Origin of the sequence: Bordetella genomosp. 7 (assembly GCF_002261265.1) — a bacterium.
In the GTDB taxonomy this organism is placed as follows: Bacteria; Pseudomonadota; Gammaproteobacteria; order Burkholderiales; family Burkholderiaceae_B; genus Bordetella_A.
On the sequence record NZ_NEVK01000004.1, the window covers coordinates 749,037 to 762,500 of the forward strand.

General features: G+C 60.7%; 10 protein-coding genes, 2 tRNA genes and 3 rRNA genes (1 of these 15 cut by a window edge). 8 read left to right on the plus strand and 7 right to left on the minus strand.

Annotation, left to right across the window (positions count from 1 at the left end; all coding sequences use genetic code 11):
* The first annotated feature begins 107 nt into the window (after positions 1-107).
* Positions 108-1,475: an aspartate aminotransferase family protein gene (locus tag CAL19_RS10710; protein ID WP_094796737.1), complete on the plus strand. Its 1,368-nt coding sequence runs from the start codon at positions 108-110 to the stop codon at positions 1,473-1,475.
* A 13-nt stretch (positions 1,476-1,488) separates the two neighbouring features.
* Here CAL19_RS10710 and CAL19_RS10715 read toward each other — a convergent pair whose 3' ends face one another.
* Entirely contained in the window at positions 1,489-3,006 is a 1,518-nt protein-coding gene (locus CAL19_RS10715; protein ID WP_094796738.1) for a helicase HerA-like C-terminal domain-containing protein, read from the minus strand.
* 142 nt (positions 3,007-3,148) lie between these two features.
* Here CAL19_RS10715 and CAL19_RS10720 point away from each other — a divergent pair, with 142 nt between their 5' ends.
* The 7 genes from CAL19_RS10720 (at position 3,149) to CAL19_RS10750 (ending at position 8,344) form a co-directional block, all read left to right on the plus strand.
* Entirely contained in the window at positions 3,149-3,880 is a 732-nt protein-coding gene (locus tag CAL19_RS10720; RefSeq protein ID WP_026641252.1) for a YebC/PmpR family DNA-binding transcriptional regulator, read from the plus strand.
* Between the two features lie 88 nt (positions 3,881-3,968).
* Positions 3,969-5,276: a phosphoribosylamine--glycine ligase gene (gene purD, locus CAL19_RS10725; protein ID WP_026641253.1), complete on the plus strand. Its 1,308-nt coding sequence runs from the start codon at positions 3,969-3,971 to the stop codon at positions 5,274-5,276.
* Positions 5,277-5,289: 13 nt separating this feature from the next.
* A complete protein-coding gene (hemF, locus tag CAL19_RS10730; RefSeq protein ID WP_026641254.1) occupies positions 5,290-6,201 on the plus strand; it encodes an oxygen-dependent coproporphyrinogen oxidase in 912 nt (303 codons plus the stop codon).
* On the plus strand, positions 6,198-6,785 hold the full coding sequence (gene nadD / locus CAL19_RS10735) for a nicotinate (nicotinamide) nucleotide adenylyltransferase (RefSeq protein ID WP_026641255.1): 588 nt from the start codon (positions 6,198-6,200) through the stop codon (positions 6,783-6,785). The genes hemF and nadD overlap by 4 nt, the downstream gene beginning before the upstream one ends.
* A 50-nt stretch (positions 6,786-6,835) precedes the next feature.
* Positions 6,836-7,234, plus strand: coding sequence for a ribosome silencing factor (gene rsfS / locus CAL19_RS10740; RefSeq protein WP_026641256.1), 399 nt, complete (start codon positions 6,836-6,838; stop codon positions 7,232-7,234).
* A 6-nt stretch (positions 7,235-7,240) separates the two neighbouring features.
* A complete protein-coding gene (rlmH, locus tag CAL19_RS10745; protein WP_026641257.1) occupies positions 7,241-7,711 on the plus strand; it encodes a 23S rRNA (pseudouridine(1915)-N(3))-methyltransferase RlmH in 471 nt (156 codons plus the stop codon).
* Positions 7,712-7,717: 6 nt separating this feature from the next.
* Complete coding sequence (locus CAL19_RS10750; RefSeq protein WP_026641258.1) at positions 7,718-8,344, plus strand: Maf family protein; 627 nt, start codon at positions 7,718-7,720, stop codon at positions 8,342-8,344.
* Between the two features lie 3 nt (positions 8,345-8,347).
* Here the strand turns inward: CAL19_RS10750 and CAL19_RS10755 are convergent, their stop codons facing one another.
* The 6 genes from CAL19_RS10755 to CAL19_RS10780 all read right to left on the minus strand — a co-directional run.
* Positions 8,348-9,283: a glycosyltransferase family 9 protein gene (locus tag CAL19_RS10755; RefSeq protein ID WP_094796740.1), complete on the minus strand. Its 936-nt coding sequence runs from the start codon at positions 9,281-9,283 to the stop codon at positions 8,348-8,350.
* A gap of 198 nt (positions 9,284-9,481) precedes the next feature.
* Positions 9,482-9,595: ribosomal RNA gene (rrf, locus tag CAL19_RS10760) — 5S ribosomal RNA — on the minus strand.
* Between the two features lie 173 nt (positions 9,596-9,768).
* Positions 9,769-12,655, minus strand: a 23S ribosomal RNA gene (locus CAL19_RS10765).
* A 282-nt stretch (positions 12,656-12,937) separates the two neighbouring features.
* Positions 12,938-13,013: transfer RNA gene (locus tag CAL19_RS10770), tRNA-Ala, on the minus strand.
* Between the two features lie 83 nt (positions 13,014-13,096).
* Positions 13,097-13,173: transfer RNA gene (locus CAL19_RS10775), tRNA-Ile, on the minus strand.
* A 139-nt stretch (positions 13,174-13,312) separates the two neighbouring features.
* A 16S ribosomal RNA gene (locus CAL19_RS10780) occupies positions 13,313-13,464 on the minus strand (it continues 1,379 nt past the right edge of the window).
* The 16S, 23S and 5S rRNA genes sit together here with 2 tRNA genes alongside, the layout of an rRNA operon.

The following is a 13,464-nucleotide window of genomic DNA, read 5'->3' on the forward strand; positions in this document are numbered from 1 at the left end:
CCGGCAGCGCCGCAGTTCGGCCGGCGCCCCGCATGTATCTGATGATGATATAACAAGCGCATTGGCGGCCGGCGCATCGCCGGGCCCCTTCTCCAGGCCTGACAACCATGACAACACTGAACGACACTCAGTTGCGCGACGTGCGCTTCCAATTGCATCCGTACACCAATGCCGTCGTGCATCAACGCACCGGGCCGGTCGTGATCGACCGAGGCGAAGGCATTTATGTATATGACGACCAGGGCCGCCAGTATCTGGAAGCCATGGCCGGGCTATGGAGCGTGGCGGTGGGCTTCGGCGAGCAGCGGCTGGTCGACGCCGCGACCCGCCAGATGCAGAAATTGCCGTACTACCATACCTTCACCCACAAATCGCATACGCCCGCCATCGAGCTCGCCGAGCGCCTGATCGGTTACACCGATGGACGCATGGCCAAGGCTTTCTTCACCAACTCCGGGTCCGAAGCCAACGACACCGTGATCAAGCTGGTGTGGTATTACAACAATGCCCTGGGCCGCCCCGACAAGAAGAAGATCATCGCGCGCCAGCGCGGCTATCACGGCGTCACCGTGGCATCCGCGAGCCTGACGGGGCTTGCGGGCAACCATAACGGTTTTGACCTTCCATTGCCCCGCATGCTGCATACCGACTGCCCGCACCATTATCGCAATGCGCTGCCTGGCGAATCGGAAGAAGACTACGCCACCCGGCTCGCGGCGCAGCTGGAAGCCCTGATCACGCGCGAAGGTCCGGACACGATCGCTGCCTTCATCGGCGAGCCCGTGATGGGCGCCGGCGGCGTCATCGTTCCTCCGCGTACCTATTGGCCGAAGATCCAGGCCGTGTGCCGCAAGTACGACATCCTGGTGGTGGCCGACGAGGTCATCACCGGCTTCGGCCGCCTGGGGCAGCGGTTCGGGTCCGATGTGCTGGGAATCGAGCCGGACATCATGGTGCTGTCCAAGCAGATCACATCGTCATATCAGCCGCTGGGCGCGGTGCTGCTCAATGCGAAGGTCGCAGACGCCGTGACGTCGCATAGCGGGCGGCTGGGTACATTCGGCCATGGTTACACCGCCAGCGGCCACCCGGTGGCCACCGCCGTGGCGCTCGAAAACCTGAACATCATCGACGAGCGGGGGCTGATCGAGCATGCCGCCGAAGTGGGAGAACTCATGCAGCAGGAGTTGCGCGCGTTGGCCGGCCACCCGCTGGTGGGCGAAGTGCGCGGCCTGGGCCTGATCGCGGGCGTCGAACTGGTGGCCGACAAGGCCAGCCGGCGCCCATTCGACCCGCTGGGCAAGGCCGGCGCTTATGCCTACGAACGGGCCCATGCGCACGGCCTGATCGTGCGCGGCATCCAGGACACCGTGGCATTCTGCCCGCCGCTGATCATCCAGGCCACGCAGGTGCGCGACATGGTGCAACGCTTTGTGGCCACCTTGGACGACACCAGCGCGTTTGTGGGCGCCTGATCGGCGCCCGCGCCTAGCGCCGCCGCGAGCCAAGCAGCGAACCGAGCATGCCCCGTACCAACTGGCGCGCCAGGGTGCGGGCGGTGCTCTTGACCACGGACTGCACGACGCCATCGCGGCGGCCTCCACGCGGCCCCGTGGACCCGAACAACACATCGCTAAGGCCATCCATCAGACCGCCCGACTCTTGCCGAGCCTGCGCGTCAGGAACCTTGGCGGAAGCGCCATCACCGGCCGTCGCAGGCGCCTCGGCCGCAGCCCTTGTTGTCAGTACCTCATAGGCCGATTCACGATCGATGGTCTGCGCATACTTCGCCGCCATGGTCGGATCCTGGCGCAACGCCTGGCGCTCTGCGTCGGTGGCAGGGCCGATACGGCTTCCCGGCGGCATGACCCATGCGCGTTCGGTAGGCGCGGGCCTGCCCTTTTCGTCGAGCAGTGACACCAATGCTTCGCCCACCCCGAGTTCGGTGATGGCGGCCTCGATGTCCAGGCCCGGATTCGGGCGCATGGTCTGTGCGGCCGTCTTCACCGCTTTCTGGTCACGGGGGGTAAACGCGCGCAGCGCATGCTGGATCCGGTTGCCCAGTTGACCGAGCACCGCGTCAGGAATATCCAGAGGGTTCTGGGTGACAAAATACACACCCACGCCCTTGGAGCGCACCAGCCGCACTACCTGTTCGATCTTGTCCAGCAGGGCCTTGGGCGCATCGTCGAACAGCAGATGCGCCTCATCGAAAAAGAACACCAGTTTGGGCTGCTCGCGATCGCCGACTTCGGGAAGCTTTTCGTACAGGTCGGCCAGAAGCCACAGCAAGAAGACGCCGTACAGGCGCGGCGACTGCATCAGCTTGTCAGCGGCCAGTATGCTGACAATGCCCCGCCCTTGCGCATCGGTGCGCATCAGGTCGTGTACATCGAGCATGGGTTCGCCGAAAAACCGGTCCGCGCCCTGGGATTCCAGCCTGAGCAGGCTGCGCTGGATCGCGCCCACCGATGCCGAGGACACGTTGCCGTACTGCGTTTTCAGTTCGGCGGCACGGTCGGCGACGTTCTGCAGCATGGCGCGCAGGTCTTTCAAGTCGAGCAGCAGCTGGCCCTCGTCATCAGCCACGCGGAACACCAGTGTCAAGACGCCTTCCTGGGTGTCGTTGAGCTCGAGCATGCGGGCAAGCAGCAGCGGCCCCATGTCGGAAACGGTAGCGCGTACCGGCACGCCCTGTTCGCCAAATACATCCCACAGCACCGCCGGGCTGGCCCCCCATACGGGTTCGGGCACCCCTATCGTTTTCAGGCGTTCCTGCAGCTTGGGCGATGATGCGCCCGCCTGGGATATCCCGGTAAGGTCGCCCTTGATGTCGGCCATGAATACCGGGGTGCCTATGCGGGAAAAGGCTTCGGCCAGCACCTGTAACGTAACCGTCTTGCCTGTCCCGGTGGCGCCGGTGATGCAGCCGTGGCGGTTGGCCAGCGCCGGCAGCAGGGTAAGCTTGGCCTGGGCGTTCTGTGCAACGACAATGGGATCTGGCATGGCTCGCTCTCCGGGGCGCAAAAAATAGTGGCACAAGTGTATTGCGTGCGGCGCATGTTGTGTGCGGCCCCTCGTTGCCCGGCCCGAGTACCCGCAAGCACGGTAAAATGCCTGTTTTGCGTACATCACCTTCTGGAACATTATGGCGGGACACAGTAAGTGGGCCAACATCCAGCACCGCAAGGGGCGCCAGGACGCCAAGCGGGGCAAGCTCTGGACCAAGATCATCCGTGAGATCACCGTCGCGGCGCGGGCAGGCGGCTCCGACCCCGACAGCAATCCGCGGCTGCGCGTGGCCTGGGACAAGGCCACCGACGCCAATATGCCCAAAGACAACATCCAGCGGGCCATCCAGCGCGGGATCGGCGGCGCCGATGGCGCCAATTATGAAGAAGTCCGCTACGAAGGCTATGGCGTAGGCGGTGCGGCGGTCATCGTCGACTGCATGACCGACAATCGCACCCGCACGGTGGCCGAAGTCCGGCACGCCTTTTCCAAGAATGGCGGCAACCTCGGACAGGAAGGCTCGGTAGCCTTCATGTTCAAGCATTGCGGCCAGTTCGTATTCGCGCCGGGCACGGCCGAAGACGCCGTCATGGAAGCCGCCCTCGAAGCGGGCGCCGAGGATATCGCCACCGACGATGAAGGCGTCATCGAGGTCATCTGTGCGCCCGCCGACTATGCGGCGGTACGCAAAGCTTTCGAGACGGCCGGACTCAAGGCCGAGGTCGAAGGCATCGTCATGAAGCCCTTGAACGAAACCGAGCTCACCGGCGACGACGCGGCCAAGATGCAAAAGCTGCTCGACGCCCTGGAAAGCCTGGACGACGTCCAGGAGGTCTATACCAACGTCGTGTTCGACGAAGCACAATAAACCCGCACCGCGGCGAACCCGCCGCGACGGTCCCGCCAGGCGTGCCGTGCCGCGACGCCATGGCTACTTTATGAAGCATCAACCACACATGAAACTCCTGGTAATCGGCTCCGGCGGCCGCGAACATGCCCTGGCCTGGCGCCTGGCCCGCTCCCCTCGCGTTCACAAGGTATATGTGGCGCCGGGCAACGGCGGAACCGAACATGGCGACCTGCTGCAGAACGTGGCGCTTACCGGCCCGGAAGAACTCGCCGATTTCGTCCAGCGCGAAGGCGTTTCGCTTACCGTGGTGGGCCCCGAAGCTCCTCTGGCGGCTGGCGTTGTCGATGTGTTTCGCGCCCGCGGGCTGAAGATATTCGGGCCTACCAAGGCAGCCGCCCAGCTCGAAGCGTCCAAAGACTATGCCAAGGCTTTCATGGTGCGTCACGGCATCCCCACGGCCCGCTATGAAACTTTCACGGATCCGGCCCTGGCGCACGCTTACATCGACCAACAGGGCGCGCCCATCGTCATCAAGGCCGACGGTCTGGCCGCCGGCAAGGGCGTCGTGGTGGCGGCCGACCTCGAAGAGGCCCACGCGGCTGTCGACGCCATGCTCGGCGACGGCAGCCTGGGCCAGGCCGGCGCGCGCGTCGTCATCGAAGAATGCCTGGTGGGCGAAGAAGCCAGCTTCATCGTCATGGTCGACGGGCGCAACGTACTGGCGCTGGCCACCAGCCAGGACCACAAACGCCTGCGCGATGGCGATGCCGGCCCCAACACGGGCGGCATGGGCGCGTACTCGCCCGCGCCCATCATCACACCCGAACTGCACCATCGCATCATGCGGGAGATCATCCTGCCCACCGTACAGGGCATGGCTCGCGACGGTATTCCTTATACGGGTTTCCTGTACGCCGGACTGATGATCGCGCCCGGCGACGATCCAGACCGTTCCATCAAGACACTCGAGTTCAACTGCCGCATGGGCGATCCGGAAACGCAGCCCATCATGATGCGGGTCAAGAGCGATCTGCTCGACGCGCTGGAGCACGCCGTCGACGGCACACTGGACCAGGCCGACATCATCTGGGATCGCCGTACGGCGCTCGGTGTGGTACTTGCGGCGCACAACTATCCCGGCACTCCGCGAACCGGTGACGTCATTGCCCCCCTGCCCGCCGAAACCGAGGACTGCGTGGTTTTCCATGCCGGCACGCGCGCCGAAGGCGATCAACTGCTTACTTCAGGCGGCCGCGTGCTGTGCGTCACGGCCCTGGGCGACTCGGTGCGCATGGCGCGCGAGCGCGCATATGCCATGGTCGACTCCGTACAGTTCGCCGGACGCCAGTACCGCGCCGACATAGGCTGGCGCGCCCTGCGTCCCTCGCAGCAGAAATCCAAGCCGCAGGCCTGAGGCCTTTTCTGCCATGAACGCCGTTCCCATTTCCGACGTCCGCGCCTACCTCACCGGCCTGCAGGCACGCATCGTCCAGGCCCTGGAAGACGCCGGCCAAGAAACGTTTCGTACCGACTCATGGCAGCGGCCCGAAGGCGGAGGCGGCGTATCGCGCCTGATCGAGGGCGGCCAATTGTTCGAGCGGGCCGGCGTACTGTTCAGCCATGTGCACGGCAGCCAACTGCCTCCGTCGGCAAGCGCACACCGGCCCGAGCTTGCGGGCCGGTCGTGGCAGGCCATGGGCGTGTCGCTGGTATTGCATCCGCGCAACCCCTACGTGCCCATTACGCACATGAATGTGCGCATGTTCTTGGCGGCGGCGCGTGCGGGCCACGATGAGGCGGACGTATTCTGGTTCGGCGGCGGCCTCGATCTCACGCCGTGCTACCCCTTCGAAGAAGATGCCCGCCATTTTCACCAGGTTTGCCAGGCCGCGCTCGCGCCGCACGGCGCCGATTACTACCCCCGTTACAAGCGCTGGTGCGATGAATACTTCTACCTGAAGCATCGACAGGAAATGCGGGGCATAGGCGGCATCTTTTTCGATGACCTGAACGAACCCGGCTTTGACGCCTCGTTCGCGCTGCTGCGTTCGGTGGGCGACGCTTTCCTGCCCGCCTATCTGCCTGTCGTCCAGCGCCGCCGCGACATGCCCTATGCCGACCCGCAGCGCCAATTCCAGGCATACCGTCGCGGCCGCTATGTCGAGTTCAACCTGGTATTCGACCGCGGCACCCATTTTGGCCTGCAATCCGGCGGCCGCACCGAATCCATTCTTTTGTCGATGCCGCCCTGCGCGCACTGGCGTTACGACTGGAAGCCCGAATCCGGCACGCCCGAAGCGGCATTGGCCGATTTCCTCCAACCCCGGGACTGGGTGTGAAGCGCGTCGGCCTGCTCGGCGGCAGCTTCGACCCGGTGCACCAGGCGCACCTGGCGCTGGCCCGCGCGGCACTGAGCGAGCTTGAGCTGGACCAGGTCCAGTTCATCCCGGCCGGCAATCCCTGGCAGCGTGCGCCACTGCGTGCGGCGGGCTCCCATCGACGGCGCATGATCGAACTGGCCATCGCCGGCGATCCCCGGCTTGCCGTGAATCCAATCGAGCTGGAACGGGACGGCCCCACCTACACCATCGATACCCTGAAGGCGCTGCCCCAGGACGCCAAGTACGTATGGTTGCTCGGCGCCGACCAATTGGCCAATTTCTGCACATGGCGGCAGTGGAAGGAGATCGTCCGGTACGTAGACCTGGCCGTGGCCAGCCGTCCGGGCACATCGCTTGCCGCACCGGCCGAACTGCAGGCCTGGCTGCACGATCTGGGCAGGCCACTTCTGCAACTGCCGTTTACTCCCTTGGCCATATCGGCATCCGACATCCGCCGGCGCCTGGCCGGCGGCGACTCTACGGCGGGGCTGCTTCCCCCCGCGGTTGCCGACTACATCGCCGACCAGGGCCTGTACCAGTAGCCGCCCTCCTCGGCCCATTCCGCATGTGCGGAAAGGTTATATTTGCGAACATGGATATTCAGAAACTTCAGCGCGCCGTCATCGATGCCCTCGAGGATGTCAAAGCACAGGACATCAAGGTCTTCAACACGACGCATCTCACCAGCCTGTTCGATCGGGTCGTGATCGCCAGCGCCACCTCCAATCGGCAAACCCGCGCCCTGGCCTCCAGTGTGGCCGACCGTGGCCGGGCCCTGCGACTGTCGGGCATTACGGTCGAAGGCGAAGATACGGGCGAATGGGTGGTCGTGGACCTGGGCGACATCGTGGTCCACATCATGCAGCCTGCCATCCGCCAGTATTACAACCTGGAAGAAATCTGGGGTGACAAACCCGTGCGCGTCAAACTCTTGCCCGGCTCGGGCGGCGCGCCCGCGGCGGGCACTTGGGTCAGCGACACCGAATCCTGACCCCGCGTGAAGCTCATTATCATCGCCGTTGGCAATCGCATGCCCGCCTGGGTAGAAACCGCGTGGGACGACTATGCCAAGCGCCTACCCCCGGATTGCGCGCTGGAACTGCGTGAAATCCGGCCCGAGCCACGCACCACCGGCAAGACGCCGGCGCAAATGATGGCCGCCGAAGCGCGCCGCATCGAAACGGCCATACCAGGCGCGGCGTTACGGGTGGCGCTGGATGAGCGCGGACGGGACCTGACCACGATGGCGCTATCGCGCCAACTGGAACAGTGGCGCGCCGGCGGTCGCGATGTCGTATTCCTGGTAGGCGGCCCAGATGGCCTGGACGAAAACCTGAAACGCGGCTGCGACCTCCAGATCCGCCTGTCGTCGCTCACATTACCGCACCCCATGGTGCGCGTGGTGCTTGGCGAACAGCTCTATCGCGCCTGGGCAATATTGACCAACCATCCCTACCACCGTGCCTGAAACGTGATGGTACAAGCCACCAACCCCGCCCTGGCGCTTCCCCGTATTTACCTGGCATCCGCCAGCCCGCGCCGCCACGAATTGCTTACCCAGATAGGTCTTGCACACACGGTGCTGAAAGTCCCGGCTCCCCCAGGAGAGGACGAGCCGCAGCACCCGGGTGAGCCTGCCGAGATCTACGTGCAGCGCACCGCCCGCGACAAGGCGCAACGCGCTGAACAATGGATCGTCGCACAGGATCTGCCGGCCTTGCCGGTACTCGCGGCAGACACCACCGTGGTGTTGCGTGGCGAAGTCCTGGGCAAACCCGCCAACCGGGAACATGCCATACAGATGCTGAGCCGCCTGTCCGGCAGCACGCATCACGTGCATACAGCACTCGCGCTTTGTCACCAGGGCAAGCTCTACGAAGCCGTATCCGTGTCGGAAGTTCGCATGCGGCAGTTGGATGACCCGGAAATCGCCCGTTATTGCGACAGCGGCGAACCTTATGGAAAGGCAGGCGCGTACGGCATACAAGGCCTCGCCGGCACATTCATCGAGCACCTGTCGGGCAGCTATACGGGCGTAATGGGGCTGCCCGTGCACGAAACAGCACTATTGCTGCGCCACGTCGGCATCCGGGTGCCCTGATCCTCAGGCGCCCGCCATTACTTCGAAGCACGCCTGCGCCACCTTGTGCGGATCGACTTTCTGTATATCGGACGATCCGTCCGATGGGCAGACATGTCTGGAATATGGACGGTCCCAGAACCACTCCGGATTGGCGTCGTTGAATACTCCCACATAGGGCACGCAGACACCCTGGCCGATATGGGAAGGCCCACAATCGTTCGCCACCACCAGGCGCGCGCGCAGCATAAGCGCCGTCAACTCCGGAAACGAGCACCCCGACACCAGCTCGAAATCGGGCCGATTCAGCGCCTGCAGAGCCGCCCGTTCAGCGGATTCAGCCGGGCCCAAAACAAACGCAAAACGGGTATGGGGCCCAAGGCGCGCTTTCAACAGATCCACCAAGGCCACGAAATTCCGGATTCCCCACCGCTTGAAATTGCCGTCGCCGCCACCCGGGATCAATACCACGTGGGCCTGGGCCCGCGCTTCGGGGGCAAGCGCGGCAATTCGTTCGAAGCACCGCCTGAACGTCGATTCGGGATCTACCGGACGGTAGGCATTAAGTAGATACAAATTCGCCAGGCCGATATATTCATTGACGTTCTTGCGCCAGGAATGAGTCCAGGCAAAATCAAAGACGCGGTCATTGGAAAATCCCAGCCGCACCGTAGCCTGCCGCAGCAGGGTTACCAAGCCATAGCGCTCGCTGCTGTGGTGCAGGCATACCGCCATATCTGTCTTGCGCGGCAAGCTGCGCAACATTTGAAGAAAGCTGCCGTACCGAATGAAGTCATCCACCCAGGGCAGCAGGCGGTAATAGCTGGCGACGTCGTGCTGGGCTGCTATGCGCAGTTGCGCGTCGGGCCACCATTGCTTCAGCTGGTACAGAGCAGCGAACGAGACAATCTGATCGCCGAATTTGTTGCGGCTACGTATGTAGACGACTATTTCCCGCATGGAGCGAAACTGCCGAACAATAGAACGGGAAGAAATTCTATTGCGGCGCCCGCGTGGGCGAGGTCTGAAGAATCAACAAACGGTGAGAATTTGCGCAACCGCAATGTCCAGCGGGCTGCGGCGTATGCATTGTAATTTTGCGTGTTTCAAAGACAAAACCCCAGCACGTTGTATGTGCTGGGGTTTTGAGGGATAAGAGCCTGACGATGACCTACTTTCACAGACGGGAAGTCCACTATCATCGGCGCGAAGGCGTTTCACTGTCCTGTTCGGGATGGGAAGGAGTGGGTCCACCTTGCTATGGTCGTCAAGCGTAAGCGCTAGGGTGCACGAGGTTTAGGGTCTCGGGCACCGCAATTGGGAAGAAGCACATCGAGCTGGGCGACAGGCGTTTCGGCCTGGCCAGCGATTGTGAAGGTATTTATTGATTGAACGGCACTTGTTCGCTATGTGTCATATCAGGTCTATAAAACCCGCAGAGTTATAGGATCAAGCCGCACGGGCAATTAGTATCGGTTAGCTCAACGCATTGCTGCGCTTCCACACCCGACCTATCAACGTTCTGGTCTCGAACGACCCTTCAGGGGGATCAAGTCCCCGGGATACCTAATCTTCAGACGAGTTTCCCGCTTAGATGCCTTCAGCGGTTATCTCTTCCGTACTTAGCTACCCGGCAATGCCATTGGCATGACAACCGGTACACCAGAGGTACGTCCACTCCGGTCCTCTCGTACTAGGAGCAGGCTCCGTCAAGTATCCAACGCCCACGGCAGATAGGGACCAAACTGTCTCACGACGTTTTAAACCCAGCTCACGTACCTCTTTAAATGGCGAACAGCCATACCCTTGGGACCGGCTACAGCCCCAGGATGAGATGAGCCGACATCGAGGTGCCAAACACCGCCGTCGATATGAACTCTTGGGCGGTATCAGCCTGTTATCCCCAGAGTACCTTTTATCCGTTGAGCGATGGCCCTTCCATTCAGAACCACCGGATCACTATGTCCTGCTTTCGCACCTGTTCGACTTGTCAGTCTCACAGTCAAGCACGCTTATGCCATTGCACTATCAGCACGATTTCCGACCGTACCTAGCGTACCTTCGAACTCCTCCGTTACGCTTTGGGAGGAGACCGCCCCAGTCAAACTGCCTACCATGCACTGTCCCCAATCCGGATAACGGACCAAGGTTAGAACCGCAAACAAACCAGGGTGGTATTTCAAGGACGGCTCCACCGAATCTGGCGACTCGGTTTCTGCGCCTCCCACCTATCCTACACAGGCCGGTTCACAGTCCAATGCAAAGCTACAGTAAAGGTTCATGGGGTCTTTCCGTCTAGCCGCGGGTAGATTGCATCATCACAAACATTTCAACTTCGCTGAGTCTCAGGAGGAGACAGTGTGGCCATCGTTACGCCATTCGTGCAGGTCGGAACTTACCCGACAAGGAATTTCGCTACCTTAGGACCGTTATAGTTACGGCCGCCGTTTACCGGGGCTTCGATCAAGAGCTTGCACCCCATCACTTAACCTTCCGGCACCGGGCAGGCGTCACACCCTATACGTCGACTTTCGTCTTGGCAGAGTGCTGTGTTTTTAATAAACAGTCGCAGCCACCGATTCTCTGCGGCCCCTTCAAGCTCTGCGCGCAAGCGCATCACCCTAACGGGGCATACCTTCTCCCGAAGTTACGGTATCAATTTGCCGAGTTCCTTCTCCTGAGTTCTCTCAAGCGCCTTGGAATATTCATCCCGTCCACCTGTGTCGGTTTGCGGTACGGTCTCGTACAGCTGAAGCTTAGAGGCTTTTCTTGGAACCACTTCCAATCACTTCGGTCCACTTGGGACCTCGTGCCACACCCTTGAATTACGCGCCCGGATTTGCCTAAGCGCCTTCTCCAATGCAGCAACAGGGACATCCAACACCCTGATGACATTCCGCGATCCGTCCCCCCATCGCACTGTACGACGGTGCGGGAATATTAACCCGCTTCCCATCAGCTACGCATCTCTGCCTCGCCTTAGGGGCCGACTCACCCTGCGCCGATGAACGTTGCGCAGGAAACCTTGGACTTACGGCGAGGGGGCTTTTCACCCCCTTTATCGCTACTCATGTCAGCATTCGCACTTCTGATACCTCCAGCAGCCTTTACAAGCCACCTTCGCAGGCTTACAGAACGCTCTCCTACCGCGTGCACTCTAAAGTGCACACCCGCAGCTTCGGTTTATCGCTTGAGCCCCGTTACATCTTCCGCGCAGGACGACTCGATCAGTGAGCTATTACGCTTTCTTTAAAGGATGGCTGCTTCTAAGCCAACCTCCTGACTGTCTATGCCTTCCCACTTCGTTTCCCACTTAGCGATAATTTGGGACCTTAGCTGGCGGTCTGGGTTGTTTCCCTCTTGAGTCCGGACGTTAGCACCCGGTGCTCTGTCTCCCAAGCTGGACTTGCGGGTATTCGGAGTTTGCCATGGTTTGGTAAGTCGCCATGACCCCCTAGCCATAACAGTGCTCTACCCCCCGCAGTCATACTTGAGGCACTACCTAAATAGTTTTCGGAGAGAACCAGCTATTTCCAGATTTGTTTAGCCTTTCACCCCTATCCACAGCTCATCCCCTAGTTTTTCAACACTAGTGGGTTCGGTCCTCCAGCACGTGTTACCGTGCCTTCAACCTGGCCATGGGTAGATCATCTGGTTTCGGGTCTACACCCAGCGACTGAATCGCCCTATTCGGACTCGCTTTCGCTACGCCTTCCCTATCCGGTTAAGCTCGCCACTGAATGTAAGTCGCTGACCCATTATACAAAAGGTACGCCGTCACCCCATAAAGAGGCTCCGACTGTTTGTATGCATACGGTTTCAGGATCTATTTCACTCCCCTTCCGGGGTTCTTTTCGCCTTTCCCTCACGGTACTGGTTCACTATCGGTCGATCACGAGTATTTAGCCTTGGAGGATGGTCCCCCCATCTTCAGACAGGATTTCACGTGTCCCGCCCTACTTCTCTTACGCCTAGTTCCACAAACCAGATTTCGTCTACAGGGCTATCACCTGCTACGGCCGGACTTTCCATTCCGTTCGACTACCTGATCTGCTAAATCGTAAAGGCTCTTCCGATTTCGCTCGCCACTACTCTCGGAATCTCGGTTGATGTCTTTTCCTCGAGCTACTGAGATGTTTCAGTTCACCCGGTTCGCCTCCACTGGCCTATGTATTCAGCCAGGGATACTGCATCGCTGCAGTGGGTTTCCCCATTCGGACATCTGCGGATCAAAGCTTGTTTGCCAGCTCCCCGCAGCTTTTCGCAGGCTACCACGTCCTTCTTCGCCTGTGATCGCCAAGGCATCCACCATATGCACTTAGTCGCTTGATCCTATAACACTACCGTCTTATAGGACGCTGATATGTTTCGCGTTTGTGCCGTTCATAAGTTTCAAAGCCGTTCTGGTCTTGCAACCAAAACCTTGAGAACTTGGAACAATCTAATGCAATCACAACCCGTGCACATGTTCATCAGCCTGGCGGCCAACTACTTCATGTGCACAATTTCGTTGTGCTTCTTCCTAATTGTTAAAGAACAATGTATAGCTTCATTGGGTAAAACCCAATGCATAAGACTGGCTACCAACCCTATGCACTGACTTCTACAAATCAATGGTGGAGGTGAACGGGATCGAACCGATGACATCCTGCTTGCAAAGCAGGCGCTCTCCCAGCTGAGCTACACCCCCAATCACACGAAACCGACCGCACCACGCGCCCTTGCACAAACCCACCATGCAAACACCCGTAACGCTGGCCAACCCCGGCAACCTGGTGGGTCTGGTTGGATTCGAACCAACGACCCCCGCCTTATCAAGACGGTGCTCTAACCGACTGAGCTACAGACCCAAAAACCTCTTCGGATCAGCAGTCAGGATTGCGGCACAGGGAGGTGTCCCCCTCTACCTACGCCCACAACCGATCCCAGCTACACATACAAACAACCGATAAGCGTGGACGCTCTGACAACACGGACTCACTCGCTCTTAAAGGAGGTGATCCAGCCGCACCTTCCGATACGGCTACCTTGTTACGACTTCACCCCAGTCATGAATCCTACCGTGGTAATCGCCCCCCTTGCGGTTAGGCTAACTACTTCTGGTAAAACCCACTCCCATGGTGTGACGGGCGGTGTGTACA